Genomic DNA, 23,311 nt, shown 5'->3' on the forward strand with positions numbered 1-23,311 from the left:
CCCTACCGGTCTTTTCTTCTTATAGAAGAGTATGGTGTACAAGCGATAATAAGCAAGGAAGCCAAATGCCGTTGTAGGGAGTCGGATAGCAGCGTAGTACCAATGAAGTTGGGTAATGCCGATGGAGGAAAGGCTGCTACCAAGTTATCACCCTTACTAGGGACACATTTACTACACGCAGAGGTAGGGATAATAAATGGACACAAAACTATTAAGGATAGCAGAATTAGCAAAATCTGAGCGAAAGAGATTAGCTATATTTTGTGAATGGTGACTAGGAGGAGCCGTGTGCGTAAATAGCGCAAGCACGGTTCTGTGAGGGGGGAGGAACACAATCTACCGCAAGGTAGAGAGGTTCCCTTCTACTCGACTAATTCAACAACGTGACCACCAAATTGGTGGTCTTTTCAAAGTACGAAAATATTTAAAATCATACATTCGGAGAAACTCCCTATTCAACTAAAGAAGCAGTACTGATATGCTGCACCCTTTATCATTGTTTACATGTATGCAAAGATAAGCGTATAAGGACTTGACTTGGATCCTCATTGGGTATGATTTGTCTTGAAAGGTTTTTAATTGATACCGTATATAAGCACTCCTTTTAGTTGAATAAAAAATGGTATAGGAAGGAGGTGACATTAGGATGAACAAAGAAGAAAGACAGAAGAGATTAAGTGAATTATTAACTGCACGAAAACAAAAAGAAATATTTCAGCAAAAAATGAAAAAAGAGAAAGAAGTAAAAGACTTGTTCGAAGAGGTATTCGATAATTTGTTGGAAATTGAAATTTTGGATACAAATAAAAGTGATTTAATTGTTGGAAATTTCTCTGGAACTTTTCCAATTGCCTTTTGGAACAGAATTGATTGGGAGAAAGGTAATGTTAATAAACTGGAATTAAATATACAAGATATTAAAAATATACCTTTGATGTTACATTCTAAAGGATTTGATACTACAACTCCTATATATGCCTTTTGGGGATATGATGATTATCCATGTGTAAAAACTTCATTAACTACACAGATGTTAAGTAAAATTGATGATATCATTTGGTTAGGAATAGATTTATATATATACTGCCCAACCCAAAGATTTGTAATTGAATTTTTTCATGATGATTCTGTTAATATTGGGTGGATATAAGTGAGGTCAAAAGGTTGATGAATTTTAACTAACTGAGTGTTTAAGTGGAATAAGAAAGTATAAAAGAATCCTTCTATTGAAAGATCTTTTTTTATTGCCTATAAGGTCAATTCTCGTGGCTAAATCACAGTCAATGTACGAAAATATACAAAATCATACATTCAGAAAAACCCCCTATTCAACTAAAGAAGCAGTATACTTTTATAAAAAGAAAGATTAATAAAATTAATTATTAATCTTTAGTGATTACTGGTAGGTGTGAATAATGGGAAGTGAAACATATATAAAAGATACTCCACTGTTACTTCTTTTTGGGCTCCTTTTTACTATCATTTTTGGATTTTGGTTAAGAAAAAGGATTGTATCATTCGATTTTAACAATAAAAGTAAATTCTTCTTCTTGTTGGACAATTAAGAGTTGATTGGTGGATTTCTTATAGGTATAGGGTTACTATTTATTGTAATTTTTCTCTAAGGTATTTCTTTCACTAACAGATGCTTTAATTCAACAGTGCGTTGATCTAGTCGGAACCCCTTGAGTACCAAGGGGTTTTATGTTTCGGAAGTTCCGAAAATTGACCTTATGTTAACTAGATCTGTATAAAACATTCATGTGTTCCATATAGAACCTTTATTCAGCAAACGGCTATTTAATTGAATAACACTTTAAAAAAATTGGATATGTATGTTAGAGTTTAGAAGAGATTGTGAAATTTTGCACTTAAAGTAACGGAGCAGGATAGTTGAGGGGAGTTGAATTGTGTGAACCTCTTTAAGTTTTTTGTTTATCAAGTCGTTTTATCTATTCTTGGAATGGTAAATAATTATTCTTTTAAGGAGTTTATTTATGAAAACTTCCACATTAATAATAAACTTATTATTTCATTAATTAAGGCACCTATTGATATGATATTAATTTATTTCACTTTTAAGTTATATTTCTTATTAAAAACTAAGCTGAGATACAAGATTTTAATTCACATTGTTGCTTTGATTATTGGGACTATAACTTTAGTGCTAATAACTAATTATATTATTAAGTGAAAAGAAAGTTCTTGAAATAAAGTCGTTAAAAGGATCTTCCAACTGCTATTATCCCCTTATAGTGGACAGTAAAAAGAAAGGATTATACTGTCTTCAATGAAGGGGATTTTTCATGGGGAAAATTAGAACAACCTATACAAAAGAGATTAAGCTAAAGGCGATTCATTTATACGAAAACGAAGATATGGGGATTAGATCAATTTCCAAAGAGTTAGGGATTGGATTTACAACTGTCCAAAGATGGATAGCTCACTATAAAAGAGAAGGAATTCAAGGGGTAGAGGAAAAGAGAGGAACATCTCGTAACCCACTTAAAGGTAGAGCTAACAAAGACGATGAAAGTGATACAGAAAAAATGACTCGATTAGAAGCAGAGAATGCCTTTTTAAAAAAGCTCTTAGCTGCGAAAAGGGGGATGATACAGGAAAAGAAAAATCGTTAAAATACAAAATAATTCATGAGCTTACGGATCATTTTACTATCATCACGTTATGTAAGATAGCCGGTGTTTCAAAAAGTGGTTATTACAAATGGCTAAAACGCCAAGATAACCCAACAGATAAGGAGCTGGATGATCAATCAATCGTAACTAAGATTATTAAATGCCAACAAGATCCTGATATTAATTGGAGCTACGGTTACCCAAGAGTTCAAACTTGGCTTAAAAAGACGTATGGTTTGAAAGTTAATCATAAGAGAATTTATCGTTTAATGAAAGCGAATGGAATTCAAGCGAAGATACGGGAAAAGAAGTGGAAGCACTTTGGGCGAAAAGAAAAATATGTCGTTTCAGAGAACGATTTAAACAGAGAATTTTCAGCTACACGCCCGAACGAAAAATGGGTAACCGATATAACTTATCTACTGTTTAATGGAAAGAAACACTATTTATCGGCGATACTAGACCTTTACAACAATGAGATTATTTCATATAAAATAAGTGAAAGAAATGATCTTAAACTAGTAGCTGATACAGTAAAAGAAGCCATAAAAAAAAGAGAGGTGAAAGGACTCCTATTACATAGTGATCAAGGATTCCAGTACACCTCAATAAGATATAACAAGCTATTAAAAAGATGCAACATGAAGCAAAGCATGTCTAGAAAAGGAAATTGTTTAGATAACGCTTGTATGGAGAGTTTTTTTAGCCACTTTAAAGCTGAATGTTTTTACCGATACCAATTCGATAGTTCGAATGAGGTTAAGGAAGCAGTAAAGAATTATATGAAGTTTTATAATCATAAACGTTTTCAAAAAAAATTAAATAACCTTAGCCCTACTGAATATAGAGCTAAGGCTGCCTAATAAGTGAACCTTTTATTAATTGTCTACTTGACGGGGATAAGACCAAATCGAAGATCCTTTTTTATTGCTGATAAGTGACTTTATGTAAACTAGATTTGTATATAATATGCATGTAATACTTTGGGAACTTGTTCAACTAAAGGGCCAGATTGTGGAATACATAATTATAGACTTAACATTAAGAAAGGTGAACCGTATCATAAGTAAATGAGGTTTTTAAAATAAACCGTAGGTATAAAAGCTGAACGGCTTATTTTATACTTTGAGTTTTTGTTTATTAAACTTGGGATTTAATATTTCGTATATAAATTCTTCTAGCACGATAACTTCAATTCTAGGATTAAAAATGTTTCGAACAGCCAAACAGATTATCTGCGGAGTGGAAGTGATGCAGATGCTGAAAAAAGGACAACCTCAACAAGGGGTGAAGTCTGTCCAGAGCGAGGTTGAATTCACCAATAAAAAACACCTTCATATTTAATTTTAGGTACGATACCCGAATTAAATATGAAGGTGTTTTTATATGTATCGTTTTATGGTCAGCCCTAAAGTGAGGACGTTTTGATTATATTAGAATTATTTGAAAGAACCTTCAAATACGATTTCTTCTAATGGGCGACGACCTGATGGTGTTTCACGATCTTGTAATTCTGGAGAAAGCATTTCTTTTTCACCTTTGTACCCGATTGCGATCGCTAATTGTACATCAAAGTTTTCAGGAATATTTAATGCTTCTTTTGCTACATCTTTGTATATACCGCTCATTGGGTGAGTGACTAACCCTTCTTTAGCTGCTTGTAATGAAAGGAATCCCCAAGCTGTGCCAGCATCGAATTCATTTGAACCTTTTGTATTATCAGAAACGACTAATACTAATACTGGTGCATTTTTAGCCCATACTAAGTTTCCTTCCATTAAGATTGGGTGGAATTTTTCACGGTCAGCTTCAGTTTTAGCGACGATGAAGCGCCAAGGTTGGTTATTACCTGAAGAAGGAGCCCAACGAGCTGCTTCGAATAGTCGATTTAATACGTCGTCTGCTACTGGTTTGTCAGCATAAGCACGTGGAGACCAACGATTTAAAAATAAGTCTGCAATTTCGTGTTCAGCTGTACGGAAATCTTTTGCTTGGAATGTCATAATAAAATCCTCCTAGTTGTATCAATTTACCTTTCTTATTTTAAATAATCTCAAAAAGTTTGCAAGTAAATTGGCTTACAAAAAGTAAGCGTGTGATTTATTCGTACGATGGATTAGTGAATTTAATCGAATTTAAAGTGAAAATGATAAAAACGTAGGGAATTATTGTTTGAAAATAATTCCTTTCAATATTCGTGTAAACTCTGTAGCACCAGGTGCCATCGATACACCAATGCTACGCGGTGCACTTGAACAATTTGTTCTAAATGAAGCAGAATACGCACCACAATTAAGTTTGTTAAATCGTTTTGGTCAAGCTAATGAAATTGCGCAAGCGAGTCTTTGGATAGTATCTGACTTATCTTCTTATATTACAGGTACAACGATTCATGCATATGAGGTTATACTTCAAGGTAATTATAAAACGAATGCCGATTTATACAGTTTGTAGGAATCGGCTTTTTGTATGCTTTTATAAAACGTTTTACATTTACAGAGGATAGCTGTTAATTATGCTATTTCTATCGATAAGCGTGGGTGAGACTGGTTAAGATTAACAACCTCATTTAGATTCATTGCGGTGAACCGTATCATAAGTAAATGAGGTTTTACCAAGGTTTTGTTACAAAGGTAATTATTGAGTGATTACATAAAGCAATTTAGTTCTGTTTAAGAAGGACTTTCAGCGTTAGCAATTAGGTGAGTACAATCTTGCCAGATAAAAAGTCCAATTTCCAAAGAGCAGATAAAGGAAATTGGACTTCTTTTTAGTTGGTTAATCGAATACTTACATGTATAAGTAAACTGTATTTTATTCGTGAGAGAGTTTCTTAAAAGTGGAATAGCCACACAATAATTGGTCCTAAAAAGGTACCGATGATTGCACATAATGTCATCGCAACGGAACTCATCGAAAATGTGAGTTCACTGTATTCGGCAGCTTTTGAAGTTCCCATGGCATGTGCGTTACTTCCGAGGGCAATCCCTCTTCCAATCGGACTATGCACTTTCATAAATTTAAAGATAGTAGGAGCGATTATTGCACCAAATATCCCCGCAATCATAACACCGAAAATTGCCATAGAGGCATTTCCCCCCAGCCCTTCAGCAACTTCTATCGCAACAGGAGTAGTAAGAGATTTAGGGATAATGGAAAGAATTAATGTATGATTTATTCCTAGTAGCTTAGCTAGAAGGCCAACACTGACCATTCCAGAAATAGCGGCGATTAAAACTCCACCTACTATTGTAAATAAATAATTCATTAAAAAACGACGTTGTTTATACAAAGGATAAGCAAGTGCTACAACTGCTGGTCCTAAAAGGGAAGTCACCCATTGCCCACCTACCATATAATTTTTGTACGGAATATGGAGCATTACAAGGATGATGATGATTACCGTCGTCGTAGTTAAAATGGGAAGTAAAAAAGGATAGGCATATCGTTTATACAATTTAGACATTGCTAAATAAACAACGACGGTTAATAGAATCATGCAGAATGCGAAGAAAACTTGTTGCATTCTTTATCATCTTTTCTTTTTTGTGCTTTTTTCTCAAAAAATTGACTTGCAGTTCCTGAAATTGCAATGGAAATGATGGTACTTAATAAAACCGTTATAACGAGCAACGCACCATGAATAGAAAGTAACGAAGGATAGTTCATGATTCCAACGGTTGTTGGAATAAACAATAACATTAATATACTTATCAAATAAGCTGCTCCACTTTCAATGAACTTTACTGGAACAATTTTTAAACATAGACAAATAAAAAGTAATAACAGTGCTATGATACTTCCCGGAATAGCGAGATGGAAAAAGTTGTGAATCGCAGTTCCGATAAAGGAAAAGATATATAAAATAACAATTTGTAAAGAAATGGTGATGATTTTCATGTTGTGTTGTTCCTCTTTTAGGAAACAACGTCCCTTCTTTCTTTTAAAAATGAATATTTAGTACATCAGCTAGAGGATGAAATTGTAGATGTTTCTCTTCACTCTCACTCCTTAAGATTTGTTATGATTGTGCGATGTGAGATATCAAGATGGTTTAAAACAGCATCCGTTGTTTGACGTAAATTCCTTGCTTTTAGACCCTCAATAATTAATCGATGTTCGTATGAAACCTCATCTAAGTTTTTTCCAGCCTTTAATGCAACGAACCCATACCAATTAACATGGTCGGTAAGGTTTTGGATTAATTGATACAGCCGATGATTTTGACTTAGCTCAGCAAGGAACAAGTGAAAAGCTGAATCAGCATACATAAATTTTATAGGGTCTTTCTTAATGTCGGATAGTTGATTATCCATCTTCTCAATTTTCTCAATTGTTTCGTCATTAAGAAGAGGAATAAGTAGCTCGATGGCCAAAACTTCATTAGCCTTTCGCAGTTGAAAAATTTCATCCACATCTTGTCTATTAATGGTTTGGACCACAATACCTTTTCTAGGTATAGACTGAATCCACCCTTCTAGTTCTAGCTGTTGCAAAGCTAATTTTAATGGGGTACGGCTAATTCCAAGGCTTTCACTAAGTGAACGTTCATATAACATGGATCCAGGTTCGACTTTATGTTGAATAATGCCTTTCTTAATTTCATTATAAGCATGATCTTTAAATGACTGGGGTTGTTCTACCTTTAAGAAACTCATCAATTTTCATCCTTTATAAGCATAGTGGTTAAATTTTAAGGGATTATCAGTATTGTTAATAATCTACGAAAAAGGGAAAAGAAACAGTTGGTATCTGGTATACCAGATACCAATAAAAAAGTATATCAATGATTTCGTCTCTTTACAACCTTTGATAGAGGGCATAAGTTCTAAAAAACTAATTAATAAACCTCATTTAGACACATCACGGCGAACCATTCATATATGGATAAAGTTATTCAACAATCGGGCGCTTTAATTGAACAAGCAGCAAAAAGGATCTTCCAGTCGAAGATCCTTTTGTCATTGCCAATAAGGGTGATTATGTAAACGCCTCTTAATAAAATAAGAGGCGTTTTTTAATCTAGCGTATTAAGCTAACGAAGCAGTTTAGTTGAACAAGGAAAAATGATAAATTAAGGAAAATGGATAGCATTCTTTTTCTTATGCAACTAAAGGGACTTGTTAGTATGGCTATAAAATTTAATAAAGATATAGGAGTTTAATGATGTTTAAAATAAGTACATTTCTAGTAAAAACTAGTGAAGGTGAAGAGAGTTATATATCCTTAGATGATTCTTTAAAATTAAGAGAACTTTTTGAACATCGAAAATTTACTCCGGAGCATATTCAAATGCATGTAATGATTCAGTATAATGATCAAATTGTTGTAGGAAACGATATTCCTAGTGGGTTAGATTTATGGACTGATTATATAGTTGGTATAGAGCAATATTTAGAAGGAGAGAACGTTGAAATACCATATGGTATCGATCCATATCTTATGAAGTTAATCTCAATAAACAGCAATTTATTGGAACTTTCTATTGAGGGGGAATGGGAACCTGTTGAGGTATTTGCACAAGCTGCATTACCTAAAAGAGAATTCTTAGAAGCCCTTTTAGATGGAGCAACACACTTTTGGAATACATTGAATGATTACAAGGTGTTTAAGGAAAAAAATACAAAGCACGCAACGCCTAAAGAATATCCAAAATTAATGATTGAAGAAATTGAAGAATTAAGGGAAAAGGTAAAAATCTTGTTGAACTAACGGGGGCGATAGTGAAAGGCAGCGGAGTATCCGTTGCCTTTTGCCATCCATTATTAAAAATATTTTCTGTAAAATTCTCTTCTAACGCTTCCACTTAGCTGAGCATAAATCCTAGTGGTCTCGCTTTTTTCGTGTCCCAGTAAACTTTGAATAACATCAATAGGAGCTCCGTTGTTCAATAGGTGTGTCGCATAGCTGTGGCGTAGTTGATGCGGATGAATTTCTTTGTTGATCCCTGCTCGACTTGATATTCGTTTTATGATATATCTCATTTGTCCAATATTCATTCTATGTGGGTGCCGTTCAGTAACAAAAATAGCTGGGTCTTTATCCTGACGAAGATCCAAGTATCGTTTGAGCCAGATTTCACACCGTATATTAAAGTAGACCTCCCTTTCCTTATTACCTTTCCCAAGCACAATGGCGGAACGATTTGACCAATTAATACAATTTTTATCAAGAGAAACAATTTCCCCTATTCTACAACCTGTTGAAAACATAAATTCAAATAACGCCTTTTCCATTGGTGTAATACATGCTTCCCTCAAGTGTTCTATTTCTCTCTCTGTTAAAAATTTTGGAATCCGTTTTCCCTGTTTAGGTTCTTTGATTTTTGCAGCAGGATTCTTCTGTATATGCCCTTCTTCGTGTGACCAACGAAATATCGATTTAATAAATCGAATTCGATGAGCCAAACTTGATGGCTTGAGGTGTTCACTGGATTTTGCCAAGTATTCTTTCAGCCGATCAGTAGTCAATGATTCAATATTCACATCGTCAAAGTATTGGATAAGTAGCTTAGATTGGAGCTTATATGCTTTTAATGTCTGAGGGGAGAATCCTTCGATCTTTTTATCCGATTCATATAATTCCCAAGTTCTTGATAATAACAAAAAAATCTCCTCCTTTTCGTATTGGAGGAATTATTGCCTTGATTGTAGAAATGGAAACGTAAGGTATTGAACTATCGCAGCAGGTTAGTGAAATTAGGGACACTAAACAAGTAGATCAAGATTTGAATAATTAAAGTCTTGGTCTACTTGTTTGATGCTGTCGCAAATACGATGTGGTTGGTTCCGAATAGGCTTAGAGGATAAGATAAAAGAGCAAGGAAAATAGCCTTAATCTTATTTGGAAAAGGTTAATTGAAATAAAGGGGCAGTACCTGTTCTTTCAATGATGTCCCTTATTCTTTGAGGATTATTTTTTTAAACCAGCTGCAAAGTAGGGACCATTAACCGTAATGGTCGTTAGGATACGAGCCATTTCTTGAGGAGACTCTTTCCTGCCACTTTCTAACCATTGTTGAATTACCCCTATTATTGCAGTTCCCATATAAGAAGCTAAATATTGTCCAGGAACAAGGAAATTTTCTTCTTTTATAAATGCGTTTGGATTATTTCCATAGAGTGTTTCCCACATAAATTCTTTCAATCTTGTTTGAAATGATAAATCCCCTTTGGGACCTAACACAGCTTTCATAAATTCACTATTTATGTTCAAATACTCAAATAATGTAACCGTTAAGGACAATGGTGTCAAAGTCTTAGAGTCAGTTTCAAGTGCGGCAATAACACTTGGAAAGTTTTGTTTTGTAATTCTGGACATATCAAGCATAATTTCCTCTTCACATTTAGCCATTAAATCAAATTTGTCTTGATAGTGTGCATAAAATGTACCTCTATTAATTTTCGCCATAGTTGTTATGTCTTTAACAGTAATTGCTTCAAAACCTTTTTCATTTATTAATTCTACTAATGCGTGTCGAATTGATTCTTTTGTCCGAATGACACGTAAATCAGCATTATTATTACGCAAGCAAATTCCTCCTTAATTTTACCCAACACAATTATTAGATGTGTTCCATAACCAACACATTTGCCATTTTTAATTATTGAACAAAATCTAATTCAATTTTATAATTTGAAATGTAATAAACAACAGGTTGTTCATTACTTATTATAACTTAATATCTAGGAGATGATACAGAAAACATATTAACAAAATTATACGTTAAGAGAATTCGACATAAATATGCTCTTTTTTTCACCCAAAGTTAGGGATACTGTTTTTAAGCAATAGGAACTTATGGGTTCCAGCAATCAATTTCTAATGAAAGGAAGTAATATTAAATGAACAAATTTCTGGGCCGCCCTGATCTGAAACCGACACATCCCAGTGAGACTAAACCAGGTTTGAACAAAATAGTCATGACTACTGCGCATTATGGAAATCAAGAGGTAATAATGGAAAAAGATGTTCCCATCAAAATGCGGGATGGGGTCACAATATACGTCAATGTTTTCCGTCCGAATAAGCCTGGGAAGTTTCCGGTGGTAATGAGCATGGATCCATATAATAAAGATGGCTTACCCCCCTATGATACTTTTCGTCAAGTCTGGCCGACGGTAGGTACTATCGTTACATCTCTTTTTGCGCCATTTGAGTCACCTGATCCAGGTTTTTGGGTCCCAAACGATTATATATTGATTAAAATCGCAACGCGGGGTAGTTCAAATTCGGAAGGTGACCTCTATCCTTGGACGAAAACGGAAACTCAAGATTATTATGAAGTCATCGAATGGGCAGGCGTTCAGGAGTGGAGCGATGGCAATGTGGGACTAAACGGTGTGTCATATCTGGCCATGACCCAATGGCGAGTGGCCGCTATGAATCCACCTCATCTGAAGGCGATCATCCCGTGGGAAGGGACTTCTGATCTGTACCGGGAATGGTACTTTCACGGCGGAATACCGGAAACGGTTTTCTCAGCTGATTTCGAGAAGTTGCAACATACCCGTTGGCCAAATAACAACATAGAAGAAATGGTAGCGGCGCAAAAAGAACATCCGTTACTCGATGAGCACTGGGTGGAAAGAGAAGTCAAATTGTCCGATATCAAGGTACCCATGTTTGTTTGCGCCAGCTGGTCGACCCAAGGCTTGCATTGCCGCGGCACCTTTGAAGGTTTTAAACAGGCTTCATCCAAAGACAAGTGGCTGCTGGTTCATGGTCGTAAGGAATGGGAAACCTACTATTTGCGTGAATCGCTGGAACAGCAGAAGGAGTTCTTCGATTATTTCCTGAAAGGCATTGAGAATGATTGGATGGATACGCCTCGGGTACGCTACGAGGTCAGAGAGAAATTCTATAAGGGACACATTCGCATCGAGAATGAATGGCCAATAGACCGTACAAAATATTCCGAATATTATCTGAATGGCGAAGGAATGTCTCTGGAGCACGCTCCCGTTCGGAACGAAACCAGACTCGCCTATAATGCTGAGCCCGGTCAGAAAGAAAACGGTGATTTAAGGTTTAGATTTACCGCTGACGAGGACATCGAGCTCACCGGAAATATGAAGCTTAAGCTCTGGGTCTCCGCTGACGACACGGATGATATGGATATTTTTGTCGGCATTAAGAAGTACGATAGACGCGGCAATGAAGTGTTCCTGCCCGACTTTAATCATATTGAAAACGGTCAGGTGGCCAATGGATGGCTGAGGGTTTCCCATAGAGAGCTGGATACTGAGAGATCTACTCCTTATCAGCCGGTACTTAAGCATAAGAGATTATTGAAGCTTAATAAAGACGAAATTGTTCCGGTAGAAATTGAAATATTGCCTTCAAGCATTCTCCTGAAATCTGGAGAAAGTCTGGTGCTGGTCATAAAAGGCAGCGAGATCATTATTGAAGATAACCCATCAGGTAATACAAGACGTTATGGGCATACGGAAACAGTGAACAAAGGAACTCATTCGGTTTATGCCGGCGGAAAGTATGATTCTTTCCTTTTAGTACCGGTGATTCCTAAGAAAGATTAGTGAAAGTCCGAGTCCCGACTAGTGTGCAATTTCCGCTGCCGGGACTTCATATAAATGGGGATACTTAAATTAGAGGATAACAATGAACTTGTCGTTTCCTTTATAGGAAACGGCTTGTTTTGTTATATATGGTTAATAACAAAGAATTTGTAAATACTCCTTATTATTACGAAAAAGAGGCATTAAATAATTGACTTTATTGGTTAATTTTTTCTATATTTTAATCCTATAACACAAGCATTTATAGCCACTTTTTTTACGTGGGGAATGACTGCTTTAGGAGATGCTTTGCGGTTGAAGCGAGATATTTGTTGTAGCTGAAGAAGTTATTCTAAGCTCACAAGAAAAAGGAAATAAGAATCTTGCTTCTATGAGTTTAATGGTAGGTTTTGTATTGATGATGATTTTCGATGTGGCATTAGGTTAACTTAAATTTCTACTTGCGCAAGACTTTAGATTAAAAATAGAAAGGGTGATATATAATGTTTGTTACCTATAAATCCTCCCATGATGGAATTTTAGAAATGATAGAAAAATTTGAAAAGAATAGCTGGATAAATATTACCGCCCCTTCAAAGGAAGAACTTAAAGAAGTTTCTCAACTTTGTAATATCCCAATTGAATTTTTAGAAGATCCGTTGGATTTAGAAGAAAGTGCTCGGATTCAATATGATGAAGAGACGAATTGTACATTAATTATCAATGATTTTCCAACTATTGATGTTAATGGCCATCAACTTGATTCTTACATTACCATTCCTATTGGAATAATCTTAGGTAAGGATTACATTGTTACGGTTAGTAACCAAACAACTAACTTTTTAGAAGGTTTAATCAAAAGAAATATTAACACCTCCATGAAGAATCGTTTTGCGTTAGAGATAATATTGTCAATTTCAACTCAGTATATTGAAAAATTAAAACAACTCAACAAACAGCGTGTTAAAATAGAGAGTAATTTGCGCAATTCATTAACAAATAAGCAACTCTATGACCTAATGGAAATTGAAAAAAGCTTAGTTTATTTTCTCACATCATTAAAGGCTAATTCGGTTGTTATAACCAAACTATTTCGCACCAATTCAGTAAAGTTATATGAAGATGACAAAGAACTTCTAGAAGATGTTAGAATTGAAAATAATCAAGGAATTGAGACCACAGAATTATACACAAGAATTTTGAACAGTATAACGGGGTCGTATTCTTCGTTAATATCTAATGAATTGAATAATACAATGAAAACTCTTACGTTATTTACAGTTTTTTTAACTCTTCCAACACTTGTATTTAGTTTCTTTGGTATGAATGTTATTTTACCTATTGCTGATAAAGATCCATTCTCTTGGATTATTATACTGATAATAGCATTCATCTTTGTCAATTTGATCGGATTGGCACTATGGAGAAGGAGGATATTCTAATTTGTTACGTATAAATTAAAAAAGCAGTCGATTTAAAAATAAATCGAGCTGCTTTTTTGTCAGGCTTCTCCAATGAAGCTTGTGAATAAATGTACTTAAACTAACGGGTGCTTGTGCGGCCGAGCCTAGGTCGTATCATATAGCGGGTGGGATTCCCGTCGAGAAAGAACTAGCCATTCACTCGTAGCGAGTCTTGGAGGGCTAATGGTAACATTAGCCTTTAAGCGTAGACAGTTAGGTGGCGGGCCGAAAGCCAAATGGTTGAAGGAATTGAGCTCCATAATGTTAGTAAATCGAGAGGGCTGATGCCTTAAGCACAGCAGAAAGCTACATTTTATCCATCGTTAAAGGCAAGAAGGATAGAACCTCTCTGGAGTCAGAGACCTTGGCACGTCACACATTGATATGATACGGCAACTCGGGAGGCCCTACCGGTCTTTTCTTCTTATAGAAGAGTATGGTGTACAAGCGATAATAAGCAAGGAAGCCAAATGCCGTTGTAGGGAGTCGGATAGCAGCGTAGTACCAATGAAGTTGGGTAATGCCGATGGAGGAAAGGCTGCTACCAAGTTATCACCCTTACTAGGGACACATTTACTACACGCAGAGGTAGGGATAATAAATGGACACAAAACTATTAAGGATAGCAGAATTAGCAAAATCTGAGCGAAAGAGATTAGCTATATTTTGTGAATGGTGACTAGGAGGAGCCGTGTGCGTAAATAGCGCAAGCACGGTTCTGTGAGGGGGGAGGAACACAATCTACCGCAAGGTAGAGAGGTTCCCTTCTACTCGACTAGTTAAAGAAGAATATGCATAAAACACCCCTTTTTTATGTAGCTACCAGGCTTCTTCAGAAGCCGAAAATGTTGATTCATCAACCATGTATAAAATCATGTATAAACGATAAAAATGGACCATTCGGAACCCCTTGTTTCCCAAGGGGTTTCATATTTCGGAAGTTCCGAAAATTCACTTTATGTTAACTAGTTTTGTATAACATATTCATGTGATGCTTTGGGATCTTGTTGAACTAAAGGAGTAAGGAAAAAAATTTATATTTAAGTCAAGAATGTTTTCTGATAAAATATTGTAATCGGGGGTATTTACTTGGAATTGCAAATTGAATCAAAATACATAGATTTTCATCAATTAATTGAGTATTCACTCAATTCAATTTGGATTGTTGGATCAGAAGAAAAAATCCTTTACAGTAATAGGGCTTGTTTGAAATTGCTAAAGTTAGATTCTCCAGAGGACATTTTATATAAAAATTTTTGCGTTTTTCTCCCTCTTGACATCCATGATAGTTGTAAAGAACAAGTAAAAAGAGTGCTGAAAAAACAAAAAAAAATAGAACTTATTGAATCAAAAATGATTAGGAGCGATGGGGGGACTATTGATGTTGAAGTAAGGATTGCGCCTTTTTATTTGGAAAATAAGATCTTAGCTCAAATCATTATTCAAGACATTACAGATCGTAAAATAACAGAGAGGCTTTTGAATGATAGAGAAAAATTAGCGTCAATCGGTCAAATAGCAGCTGGTATTGCTCATGAAATCAAAAATCCTCTCACATCAGTAAAAGGATTTTTACAGTTATTAAAAGAATCCCAATCACATCCTTATTTAGATATGATGGAGTCTGAATTAGAGAAAGCTTTAGATACTTTACAAAATTTATTACAAGTATCCAAACCTGATTTAGCTGATGAATCTTTTGTTCAAATTGATTTATGTAAAGAATTAGCTTCTATATTGTCTTTGTTCCAAGAAAAGCTTTATAACGTGGAAGTAGAAATGGATTTAAGAGATTCAGAGAGAAAAGCAAATGGGAAGAGAAACTTATTTCTAAAAGCATTTTTTAACCTGATAAAGAATGCTTTTGAGTCTATTCAGGGTAAAGGAAAAATTAGGATCGAACATTATTATAAAAATGGATGGATTCATATAAAAGTGAGTGATACAGGAGTAGGAATATCTGGAGATAAGTTAAAGATGCTGGGAACACCGTTCTTTTCTACCAAAAGCGAAGGAACGGGCCTGGGCTTAACTCAAGTGTTTACAACGATACACGAACACGGAGGGAATATCAGAGTTCAAAGTATAGTTGGAGAAGGAACTACCTTTCATGTTCAACTTCCTGTTAAATAAAAAAATGGTTTCCAACCTCTTAGCAGGATTCTAAAAAATCTTTAACAGAGCTTTAATAAAATAAAAAATAAAAAAGGATCTACAAACTGTTATTATCCCCTTATAGTGGACAGTAAAAAGAAAGGATCATACTGTCTTCTATGGAGGGGATTTTTTCATGGGGAAAATTAGAACAACCTATAAAAAAGAGATTAAGCTAAAAGCGATTCATTTATACGAAAACGAAGATATGGAGATGAGATCCATTTCCAAAGAGCTAGGGATTGGATTTACAACTATTCAAAGATGGATAGCTCACTATAAAAGAGAAGGAATTCAAGGGGTAGAGGAAAAGAGAGGAACATCTCGTAACCCACTTAAAGGTAGAGCTAAAAAAGACGATGAAAGTGATACAGAAAAAAATAGACGTTTAAATTCATCTGTATATGTGATAGCTTTGTCACTAACAGCTTGAACATGAGGATTACATTTTAGTTGTACTTGTTCTTTTTTCGTAAATAATCGTTTGGTCATCTTAGTTCTCTCCGACATGTTTTTTCTCATTATAAACAAAAGTACCCTACAGGATAGACTTTTTTCAAAGTGTCTATTCTATAGGGTACATTTTATACGGGATAAGCCTTTCTTCTTTTTGTGAACTCGGAAAACTTTTTTGAATTTGAGAAGAAGTGTGAAAAAAGAGCGGGAAAAGGTGTGATCTTGAAAGAAAAAAGGGGAAAAAGCAGGATTAGGAAAACTTTATTATCACTGCGAAAAACGTAGGATTGAGGGTTTGAGTAAGGTAAATTCGGTAGGGTTTAAAATCGATGTTCACTACCACCTATTATCAAGAGATGTAAAGTGTGAAGTGTAGTAAATCGGGCTGAATAATAATTAGGTTTTATCCTTGATTTGATATAATGGAAAAAGCTAAAATCACAAGGCGGTGAACGGTCCTGAGTGTAAATCGTGAGGAATTGAAACGGATGATTGATCAAATCTCTGAAAAAGATACTCTTGATGTGTACGATTTCATTTGATATTTAAACAAGAAACGGGAAAAGGATGTCCTAGATAGGACAGATGTTGAAAAGCTATCTATTGACCAGGATCTTATTCGTCAAATTCAAAGAAGTCGTGAAGATCGCGTGAATGGTCATATTTACAGCAAAGAACAAGGGCTTGAGTATCTTCATAAAAAATTCGAGGAGTCTTAAGAATTGACAAAGTGTACAGTGTTTATTGGCCCCGATATCTGCTAGATGAATTGAACAATATACGCGCTTATCCTTCAAATGTTAAGGAAAGAATTTATTTGGATTCGTTTAATCGTTTATCTTATTGCCTGTTCTCACAGCAAGAAAATCCTCAATCGCAAATTGGAGGGCTATTGGGTAGACTTGGACTTTATTAAGTTTTTCAAAATAGGGGTTAAAAAAACGAAAAACCCACTTGACAACTAGAAAGAGTCAGAATAAAATGATAATAATTTAAAAGGTTCCGAACAAGACATAACGAATTCAATAATAAGCTGATTGGAAAACCAAAGGCTTATACTCTTTAAAAGGAGTATAAGCCTTTTTTATTTAGAAAGGAGTAGTGATGACCAATGATTTATCCAATAAGTAAGTGTAAGCAACATTGTTGTCTGTCGGTTGATGGATCCCTATTTTTCGACTTTAAAACCGAGTAATATTATATGATATTAGGAGTATAGGGGAGGTGTTTATATGCCTTGTAGATCAGGTGAAAGCAAATTTTATTTTATCCACTTTAAAGAATATTGAGTATGGTTCTGCCATCATAACCATTCATGACGGCAATATCACGCAAATTGATAAAACGGAAAAGACTCGCTTTGAATCAAAGAGGTTTACATCAAAAAATCAAAAATGATAGGTAAGAAAAGCGCAAGCACCCTGGTCAGAGACGTAGGGAGCTTGCACTGGACATTTCTCAAAGTTGATATAAATTCTAGTGTAAAAAAAGGTCCATTTATTGAAAAAGAATTAGCCGATTAGTCCACTGAAGGCTGCTTAATTTTCAGGCGTGCAAAAAACTTGTTGCCCCGAAACACAGGTAACAACTCTTTTGTTCATTCTGAAAAAATTAAGCAGTCTTTTTTGTTAAAACAAAGGGGGAAATGAAATTATATGAAAATTATTCACAAATATACATTAGTACTCATTCTTTTGGCCGTTATTCTATCCGGCTGCGGCACGACGAGTGGACAAAATTCAAAGAAAGAAACTAGCAGCCGGGAAACGGCAAAAAAGAAGGATTCTGTTCAATTATTAAATGTATCGTATGACCCAACCCGTGAACTTTATGAAGAGTTTAATAAAGAATTCTCTCAATATTGGAAGGAGAAAACGGGGCAGGAGGTTACCATTCAGCAATCACATGGTGGTTCGGGGAAACAGGGGAGAGCGGTTATTGATGGACTTGAAGCAGATGTTGTGACCCTGGCATTGGCTTATGATATCGATGAAATTGCGGATAAAGGCGGCTTACTTTCAAAAGACTGGCAAAAGAAACTAAAGGATAATTCTACACCATATACGTCAACCATTGTTTTTCTTGTCAAAAAGGGGAATCCAAAAGGGATTAAGGATTGGGGCGATTTAACGAAAAAAGGGATATCTGTGATCACGCCAAACCCCAAGACATCAGGCGGTGCGAGGTGGAATTATTTAGCGGCTTGGGCGTATGCGCAAGAAAAAGACAATGGTGAAGAAGTGAAAACGAAGGACTTTATGAGAAGATTATATAAAAATGTCGAAGTGTTAGATTCAGGGGCACGCGGGGCGACAACTACATTTGTGGAACGGGGCATTGGCGATGTGCTGATAGCCTGGGAGAACGAAGCGTTCTTAACACTTAACGAACTGGGGAAAGACAAGTTTGAAATTGTCGTACCTTCGCTAAGTATCCTAGCGGAACCGCCTGTTGCTGTCGTTGATAAAGTGGTGGATAAAAAGGGAACAAAAGAAGTTGCCGAAGCCTATTTAAATTATTTATATACAGAGAAGGGGCAGGAGATTGTGGCGAAAAATTACTATCGGCCTCGGAACCAAGCAATCCTTGAGAAGTATGCAGACGTCTTTCCAAAAATTAATTTAGTAACGATTGATGATTATTTTGGAGGGTGGAAAAAAGCACAGGATGAACACTTTAGTGATGGCGGTACGTTCGATCAAATTTATCAGCCAAAGTAAGTTTCTTTAACCAAAATCGGGGCCTCCCCATAAAGGGCCCCAAGTATTTTTTACGGAAGGGGTCAACCTCATGGCTCGTTTACAAAGCATGAAAATGAAAAGAGTGGGTGTACTACCTGGATTCGGGCTTTCGCTTGGGTTCACCATGTTTTATATAAGTCTCCTCGTGATTTTGCCATTATCAATGGTTTTTATTAATACCGTTTCGGTGGAATGGGCAAAAATCTGGCAGACTATTTCTGACCCGCGTGTGATGGCCTCTTACAAGCTAAGCATTGGTGCATCATTAACAGCAGCATGCATCAATGTGGTTTTCGGGGTGTTAATTGCCTGGATGTTGGTTCGTTATCGGTTTCCAGGGGCAAGAATCGTGGATGGTCTCGTGGATTTACCCTTTGCTTTGCCCACGGCGATTGCTGGAATCGCCTTAACAACCTTGTATACGAAGAATGGTTGGCTCGGTCAATTTTTGAGTTTTAAAGTGGCGTTCACGCCGCTTGGGATTATCATGGCTTTAACCTTTATCGGATTACCGTTTGTTGTTCGAACAGTGCAGCCTGTTTTACAGAACTTGGATCAAGAAATGGAAGAAGCTTCAGCGAGCTTGGGGGCAAACCGACTCCAGACCTTTGTAAAAGTCATTTTCCCAGAATTATTGCCTGCGGCGCTAACTGGGTTCGCACTAGCATTTGCGAGAGCCCTAGGTGAGTATGGGTCCGTGGTGTTTATTGCCGGGAATATGCCGATGCGGACGGAAATTACCCCACTGTTGATTATGACGAAACTTGAACAATATGATTATGCCGGGGCGACAGCCATTGCCGCCGTTATGCTTATTTTTTCGTTTATTCTCTTATTGATTATCAATCTATTACAATGGCGGACAAATCGCAAATTTATATAAAAGGAGGGAAGAAATGATGGCGGGACATGTTTCCATACAATATCCTCATTCCCCGGTAAACAGAACGATGAAAGAATCGGAACCTCGTTTGGTGAAGTGGCTCCTTATCACAGCGGCTCTTGGATTTTTATGTTTGTTTTTGGTTTTGCCGCTCGTTGCCATTTTTATCAAAGCATTTGAAAAAGGAAGTGCAGTGTTTTCCGCTGCAATCAGCAGTCCTGATGCCTTATCCGCGATTAGGTTAACGGTGTTAGTTGCTTTGATAACGGTACCACTAAATGCCATCTTTGGAGTGGCTGCTGCCTGGGCGGTAACGAAGTTCAATTTTAAAGGAAAAAGCTTACTCATTACGATTATTGATTTGCCCTTTGCCGTTTCGCCTGTGATCGCGGGATTAGTGTTTGTGTTATTATTTAGCAGCCATGGTATATTTGGCCCTTGGCTGCAGGCGCATAATATAAAAATTATCTTTGAGGTGCCGGGAATTGTTCTGGCAACCTTGTTAATCACGCTTCCTTTTGTGGCTAGGGAATTAATTCCGTTGATGCAGACACAAGGGACGGCCGATGAAGAAGCCTCTATGACGTTAGGGGCAAGCGGTTGGAAGACGTTTTTATTGGTGACTCTTCCAAATATTAAGTGGGGCTTATTATATGGCATTATTTTGTGTACTGCCCGCGCAATCGGGGAATTTGGTGCTGTATCCGTTGTGTCCGGGCATATTCGCGGCGTAACCAATACAATGCCGCTTCATATTGAAATTTTATACAATGAATATCAATTTTCAGCAGCCTTTGCGGTTGCTTCCTTAATGTCGCTATTCGCCATTTTCACCTTGGTTGTGAAGAATCTGATTGAATGGAAAGCGAAAAAATCCATGGTATCTGAAGAAGGAGGTTTCTAGGATGAGTATTCAAATCAGAAATATTTCAAAATCGTTCGGGACTTTTAGAGCCCTTGATCAAATTAATATCGATATTCAAACGGGTGAGCTAATTGCGCTTCTTGGTCCTTCTGGTTCAGGGAAGACTTCCCTCCTAAGGATTATCGCGGGATTAGAAGCGGCAAATCAGGGAGCTATCCTGTTTGGTGATGAAGATATAACCCATGTCAGTACAAAAGAACGGAAAGTGGGATTTGTGTTCCAACATTATGCATTATTCCGCCACATGACTGTGTTTGATAATATCGCTTATGGGTTAAGAGTACGTCCGCGAAAAAGCAGACCAAGCAAACCGGAGATAGAAAAGAAGGTAAAGGAATTGATAAAATTGGTAAAATTAGAGGCGTTTTCCAATCGTTATCCTTCCCATTTGTCTGGTGGACAGCGCCAGCGTGTGGCCTTAGCGAGAGCTTTGGCCGTGGAGCCCAAAGTTCTTTTGTTAGATGAACCTTTCGGTGCATTAGATGCAAAGGTACGGAAGGATCTGCGCCGCTGGTTAAGAAAGCTCCATAATGATTATCAGATTACGAGTATATTTGTAACGCATGATCAGGAGGAAGCGCTCGATGTTGCGGACCGAATCGTGGTTATGAATGAAGGAAAGGTTGAGCAGATTGGCACCCCGGAAGAAGTGTATGATTATCCCAATAGTCCATTTGTTTATCACTTCTTAGGCAATGTCAATTTGTTTAAAGGACGTCTTCATAACGGGAAATTACGGCAAGGTCATTTTGAAGTTGATGCACCTGAATTTTTAGGAGCCGAGAATACAGAAGCCGTAGGATATGTCCGGCCGCATGATATCAACATCGAAAGAGAAAAGAGTCCGGATGCCGTTGCTGCAACAGTTATATATATTCATATGATTGGGGCGGTCGTCCAACTTGAACTCATTCGAACAGACACAGGAGATGTTTTAGAAGCAGAATTAACAAAAGAACATTTTCGAAGCCTCAATTTAATAACAGGTGTGGAAGTCTATGTCAAACCAAAACAATTAAAAGTGTTTATTCCAGAGGATTATTCCATTTAGACATCATGAACATGCAAATGAAGCCTTACTTCAAAATAAAGTGTACCCTTTGTAAAGGACATTAAAAAAAAAGCTAGGCAACTTGAAGGAGGTGCTGTCTGTATTTTGCAGGCGGCATCTTTTTTAGGTTCCATTGTCCTCGATAATGATTGTAATAGGTCATATAACTTTTCACTTCGCGTTTCACATCTTTTAATGTCTCACATTTTTTCAAATCTGTTTCATCTTTAAATTGGCCAAAGAATGATTCTTGTGGGGCATTATCCCAACAGTTTCCACGACGTGACATGGATTGTCCTAATTTCATTTTCTTCACCAACTTTTGAAACTGATTTTACTTGGGGTTATAACTTTGAAAAGGGAAAAAAATATCTTATTTATCTTAACGAAGAGAATGGGATATATACTAACAGTCCATGTAGTCCTGTTAGTATGGTAAATTCAAGTAGTGAGTATGAGAAACTGCTTGGAGAGGGTTTAAAGCCGAAAGAAAAGGTTAATTTAGGTTATAAGATGTGGTTTATGTTTGATAAGGATTTAGACCTTGTATTTACCTTATTACTAATGGTAATTTCCATAATCTTAATTTGGAAATGGTACATAAAAAGATTAAAGTCAAAGAACAAAAAAGATTAATTTTCCAAACCAGCTAATAGAAGCTGATATGTTATTCCGTACGTAAAAGAGCGCTTTAATTGAACAAGCAGCTAAAAGGATCTTCCAACCGAAGATTCTTTTTCAGTACCTATAAGGGTGATTATGTAAACCCTTCTTGATATAAAATAAGAGGAGCTTTTTTATCTAGCTTATTAAGCTAATGGTTGAAATCAGTTCAAGAAGATGCAAAGGGAATATATTCAATTAGAATTTAATGAGGGTGGTAGTTTATGAAATTACCTAACGGTATAACTGGCTTTTATGAACAACAATGCGAACCTCCAAAAATTGATGGAAAACAATTTAAACAGTTATGTTTCAGTATCATAAAAAATAACGGAGGAACGGTTTTAGAATTTAAAGCACCAACAGAAGAAACAAATTTCTTTGATGTGGAAGTTAATGTTTTTAATAAACATTTTCATATACTGCTGAATGCACATTATCCTTTACTAACTTTTGCTTCTGTTGTTAATTTCGGAGAAATTAATTTTATTGATGAACCTCATTTATATAAAGAATTTAGCCCTTTTTATAGTGTTTTGGGTACTAAGGAGCTGAACGAACCATTTTTTCAAAAAGACAATGAATTTAATAATGCTGAATTGAAACAAATAGCCTATTGGAAACCCGAAAGAATTGGAGATGTAATCTTTAATTATTGGGATTAAGTCTATTTAAAGCAAACGTCCTTGTTGAACTAACGGGTGATTTCGTATTATAAGGTCGACCAGTAAAGATTACTGGTTGACCTTTTTTTAATAGAATCTATTATATCAGTAGCCAGGGTAGGACGTACGGGTGCGTGGGACATGATCCCGTGAACT

Annotated in this window: 21 protein-coding genes and 2 pseudogenes; 16 read left to right on the forward strand and 7 right to left on the reverse strand. The window is 36.2% G+C overall.

Annotated elements, in window-relative coordinates; genetic code table 11:
* Positions 1 to 646: 646 nt before the first annotated feature.
* The 3 genes from AC625_RS09530 to AC625_RS09545 all read left to right on the forward strand — a co-directional run bounded on the left by AC625_RS09530 (position 647) and on the right by AC625_RS09545 (position 3,499).
* Complete coding sequence (locus AC625_RS09530; RefSeq protein ID WP_049681092.1) at positions 647 to 1,150, forward strand: CDI toxin immunity protein; 504 nt, start codon at positions 647 to 649, stop codon at positions 1,148 to 1,150.
* A 1,156-nt stretch (positions 1,151 to 2,306) separates the two neighbouring features.
* Positions 2,307 to 2,636 carry a helix-turn-helix domain-containing protein gene (locus AC625_RS09540; RefSeq protein WP_049681094.1) on the forward strand — a complete coding sequence of 110 codons (330 nt, stop codon included), beginning with the start codon at positions 2,307 to 2,309 and terminating at the stop codon, positions 2,634 to 2,636.
* Entirely contained in the window at positions 2,558 to 3,499 is a 942-nt protein-coding gene (locus AC625_RS09545; protein WP_156187487.1) for an IS3 family transposase, read from the forward strand. The genes AC625_RS09540 and AC625_RS09545 overlap by 79 nt, the downstream gene beginning before the upstream one ends.
* A 576-nt stretch (positions 3,500 to 4,075) precedes the next feature.
* Here the strand turns inward: AC625_RS09545 and AC625_RS09550 are convergent.
* On the reverse strand, positions 4,076 to 4,639 hold the full coding sequence (locus AC625_RS09550) for a nitroreductase family protein (RefSeq protein ID WP_049681096.1): 564 nt from the start codon (positions 4,637 to 4,639) through the stop codon (positions 4,076 to 4,078).
* A 169-nt stretch (positions 4,640 to 4,808) separates the two neighbouring features.
* On the opposite strand from AC625_RS09550, the gene AC625_RS09555 reads away from it, so the two are divergent.
* On the forward strand, positions 4,809 to 5,090 hold the full coding sequence (locus tag AC625_RS09555; RefSeq protein WP_049681097.1) for an SDR family oxidoreductase: 282 nt from the start codon (positions 4,809 to 4,811) through the stop codon (positions 5,088 to 5,090).
* 379 nt (positions 5,091 to 5,469) lie between these two features.
* Here the strand turns inward: AC625_RS09555 and AC625_RS09560 are convergent, their stop codons facing one another.
* From AC625_RS09560 to AC625_RS09570, 3 genes are all read right to left on the reverse strand, one after another.
* Complete coding sequence (locus AC625_RS09560) at positions 5,470 to 6,162, reverse strand: LrgB family protein (protein ID WP_049681098.1); 693 nt, start codon at positions 6,160 to 6,162, stop codon at positions 5,470 to 5,472.
* The gene (locus AC625_RS09565; RefSeq protein ID WP_049681099.1) at positions 6,132 to 6,536 is read right to left on the reverse strand and encodes a CidA/LrgA family holin-like protein; all 405 of its coding nucleotides are present in this window, start codon (positions 6,534 to 6,536) and stop codon (positions 6,132 to 6,134) included. The genes AC625_RS09560 and AC625_RS09565 overlap by 31 nt, the downstream gene beginning before the upstream one ends.
* 104 nt (positions 6,537 to 6,640) lie before the next feature.
* A complete protein-coding gene (locus tag AC625_RS09570; RefSeq protein ID WP_049681100.1) occupies positions 6,641 to 7,294 on the reverse strand; it encodes a GntR family transcriptional regulator in 654 nt (217 codons plus the stop codon).
* 508 nt (positions 7,295 to 7,802) lie between these two features.
* Between AC625_RS09570 and AC625_RS09575 the strand changes: the two genes are divergently transcribed.
* A complete protein-coding gene (locus AC625_RS09575) occupies positions 7,803 to 8,348 on the forward strand; it encodes a hypothetical protein (protein ID WP_049681101.1) in 546 nt (181 codons plus the stop codon).
* Between the two features lie 53 nt (positions 8,349 to 8,401).
* On the opposite strand, the gene AC625_RS09580 is transcribed toward AC625_RS09575, so the two are convergent.
* Both AC625_RS09580 and AC625_RS09585 read right to left on the reverse strand, forming a co-directional pair.
* A complete protein-coding gene (locus AC625_RS09580; protein WP_049681102.1) occupies positions 8,402 to 9,241 on the reverse strand; it encodes a tyrosine-type recombinase/integrase in 840 nt (279 codons plus the stop codon).
* 307 nt (positions 9,242 to 9,548) lie between these two features.
* Positions 9,549 to 10,166 (reverse strand): TetR/AcrR family transcriptional regulator, encoded by a 618-nt coding sequence (locus AC625_RS09585; protein WP_049681103.1) that lies wholly within the window; start codon positions 10,164 to 10,166, stop codon positions 9,549 to 9,551.
* 314 nt (positions 10,167 to 10,480) lie between these two features.
* Here AC625_RS09585 and AC625_RS09590 point away from each other — a divergent pair, with 314 nt between their 5' ends.
* From AC625_RS09590 to AC625_RS09630, 10 genes and pseudogenes are all read left to right on the forward strand, one after another.
* Positions 10,481 to 12,175, forward strand: a complete 1,695-nt coding sequence (locus AC625_RS09590; RefSeq protein ID WP_049681104.1) for a CocE/NonD family hydrolase — start codon at positions 10,481 to 10,483, stop codon at positions 12,173 to 12,175.
* A gap of 304 nt (positions 12,176 to 12,479) precedes the next feature.
* A pseudogene (locus AC625_RS27660) lies at positions 12,480 to 12,602 on the forward strand (ZIP family metal transporter); the annotation flags it as partial.
* A 55-nt stretch (positions 12,603 to 12,657) separates the two neighbouring features.
* Complete coding sequence (locus AC625_RS09595; RefSeq protein WP_049681105.1) at positions 12,658 to 13,596, forward strand: magnesium transporter CorA family protein; 939 nt, start codon at positions 12,658 to 12,660, stop codon at positions 13,594 to 13,596.
* A 1,110-nt stretch (positions 13,597 to 14,706) separates the two neighbouring features.
* Positions 14,707 to 15,750, forward strand: a complete 1,044-nt coding sequence (locus AC625_RS09605; protein ID WP_049681106.1) for a two-component system sensor histidine kinase NtrB — start codon at positions 14,707 to 14,709, stop codon at positions 15,748 to 15,750.
* Positions 15,751 to 15,907: 157 nt separating this feature from the next.
* A complete protein-coding gene (locus tag AC625_RS09610; RefSeq protein WP_049681107.1) occupies positions 15,908 to 16,204 on the forward strand; it encodes a helix-turn-helix domain-containing protein in 297 nt (98 codons plus the stop codon).
* Positions 16,205 to 17,451: 1,247 nt separating this feature from the next.
* On the forward strand, positions 17,452 to 17,625 hold the full coding sequence (locus AC625_RS25670) for a YezD family protein (protein WP_425415441.1): 174 nt from the start codon (positions 17,452 to 17,454) through the stop codon (positions 17,623 to 17,625).
* Positions 17,626 to 17,882: 257 nt separating this feature from the next.
* A complete protein-coding gene (locus AC625_RS09615) occupies positions 17,883 to 18,947 on the forward strand; it encodes a sulfate ABC transporter substrate-binding protein (protein WP_049681108.1) in 1,065 nt (354 codons plus the stop codon).
* A 70-nt stretch (positions 18,948 to 19,017) separates the two neighbouring features.
* Entirely contained in the window at positions 19,018 to 19,851 is an 834-nt protein-coding gene (cysT, locus tag AC625_RS09620) for a sulfate ABC transporter permease subunit CysT (protein ID WP_049681109.1), read from the forward strand.
* 16 nt (positions 19,852 to 19,867) lie between these two features.
* Entirely contained in the window at positions 19,868 to 20,755 is an 888-nt protein-coding gene (cysW, locus tag AC625_RS09625) for a sulfate ABC transporter permease subunit CysW (protein WP_049681110.1), read from the forward strand.
* A gap of 1 nt (position 20,756) precedes the next feature.
* Positions 20,757 to 21,827, forward strand: a complete 1,071-nt coding sequence (locus AC625_RS09630; RefSeq protein WP_049681111.1) for a sulfate/molybdate ABC transporter ATP-binding protein — start codon at positions 20,757 to 20,759, stop codon at positions 21,825 to 21,827.
* A 73-nt stretch (positions 21,828 to 21,900) separates the two neighbouring features.
* Here AC625_RS09630 and AC625_RS09635 read toward each other — a convergent pair.
* A pseudogene (locus AC625_RS09635) lies at positions 21,901 to 22,155 on the reverse strand (IS3 family transposase); the annotation flags it as partial.
* A gap of 559 nt (positions 22,156 to 22,714) precedes the next feature.
* On the opposite strand from AC625_RS09635, the gene AC625_RS09645 reads away from it, so the two are divergent.
* Complete coding sequence (locus AC625_RS09645; protein ID WP_049681114.1) at positions 22,715 to 23,155, forward strand: hypothetical protein; 441 nt, start codon at positions 22,715 to 22,717, stop codon at positions 23,153 to 23,155.
* The last annotated feature ends 156 nt before the right edge of the window (positions 23,156 to 23,311 follow it).

This window comes from Peribacillus loiseleuriae (assembly GCF_001183985.1).
GTDB classification, from domain to species: Bacteria; Bacillota; Bacilli; order Bacillales; family DSM-1321; genus Peribacillus; species Peribacillus loiseleuriae.

What these genes read in the sequence shown, in the direction of transcription:
- AC625_RS09630 (WP_049681111.1), top strand. Translation starts at nt 20,757, where the DNA reads ATGAGTATTCAAATCAGAAATATTTCAAAATCGTTCGGGACTTTTAGA.
- AC625_RS09540 (WP_049681094.1), top strand. Translation starts at nt 2,307, where the DNA reads ATGGGGAAAATTAGAACAACCTATACAAAAGAGATTAAGCTAAAGGCG.
- AC625_RS09530 (WP_049681092.1), top strand. Translation starts at nt 647, where the DNA reads ATGAACAAAGAAGAAAGACAGAAGAGATTAAGTGAATTATTAACTGCA.
- AC625_RS09595 (WP_049681105.1), top strand. Translation starts at nt 12,658, where the DNA reads ATGTTTGTTACCTATAAATCCTCCCATGATGGAATTTTAGAAATGATA.
- cysT (WP_049681109.1), top strand. Translation starts at nt 19,018, where the DNA reads ATGGCTCGTTTACAAAGCATGAAAATGAAAAGAGTGGGTGTACTACCT.
- AC625_RS09565 (WP_049681099.1), bottom strand. Translation starts at nt 6,536, where the DNA reads ATGAAAATCATCACCATTTCTTTACAAATTGTTATTTTATATATCTTT.
- AC625_RS09570 (WP_049681100.1), bottom strand. Translation starts at nt 7,294, where the DNA reads ATGAGTTTCTTAAAGGTAGAACAACCCCAGTCATTTAAAGATCATGCT.
- AC625_RS09550 (WP_049681096.1), bottom strand. Translation starts at nt 4,639, where the DNA reads ATGACATTCCAAGCAAAAGATTTCCGTACAGCTGAACACGAAATTGCA.
- cysW (WP_049681110.1), top strand. Translation starts at nt 19,868, where the DNA reads ATGGCGGGACATGTTTCCATACAATATCCTCATTCCCCGGTAAACAGA.
- AC625_RS09645 (WP_049681114.1), top strand. Translation starts at nt 22,715, where the DNA reads ATGAAATTACCTAACGGTATAACTGGCTTTTATGAACAACAATGCGAA.
- AC625_RS09575 (WP_049681101.1), top strand. Translation starts at nt 7,803, where the DNA reads ATGTTTAAAATAAGTACATTTCTAGTAAAAACTAGTGAAGGTGAAGAG.
- AC625_RS09560 (WP_049681098.1), bottom strand. Translation starts at nt 6,162, where the DNA reads ATGCAACAAGTTTTCTTCGCATTCTGCATGATTCTATTAACCGTCGTT.
- AC625_RS09590 (WP_049681104.1), top strand. Translation starts at nt 10,481, where the DNA reads ATGAACAAATTTCTGGGCCGCCCTGATCTGAAACCGACACATCCCAGT.
- AC625_RS09615 (WP_049681108.1), top strand. Translation starts at nt 17,883, where the DNA reads ATGAAAATTATTCACAAATATACATTAGTACTCATTCTTTTGGCCGTT.
- AC625_RS09610 (WP_049681107.1), top strand. Translation starts at nt 15,908, where the DNA reads ATGGGGAAAATTAGAACAACCTATAAAAAAGAGATTAAGCTAAAAGCG.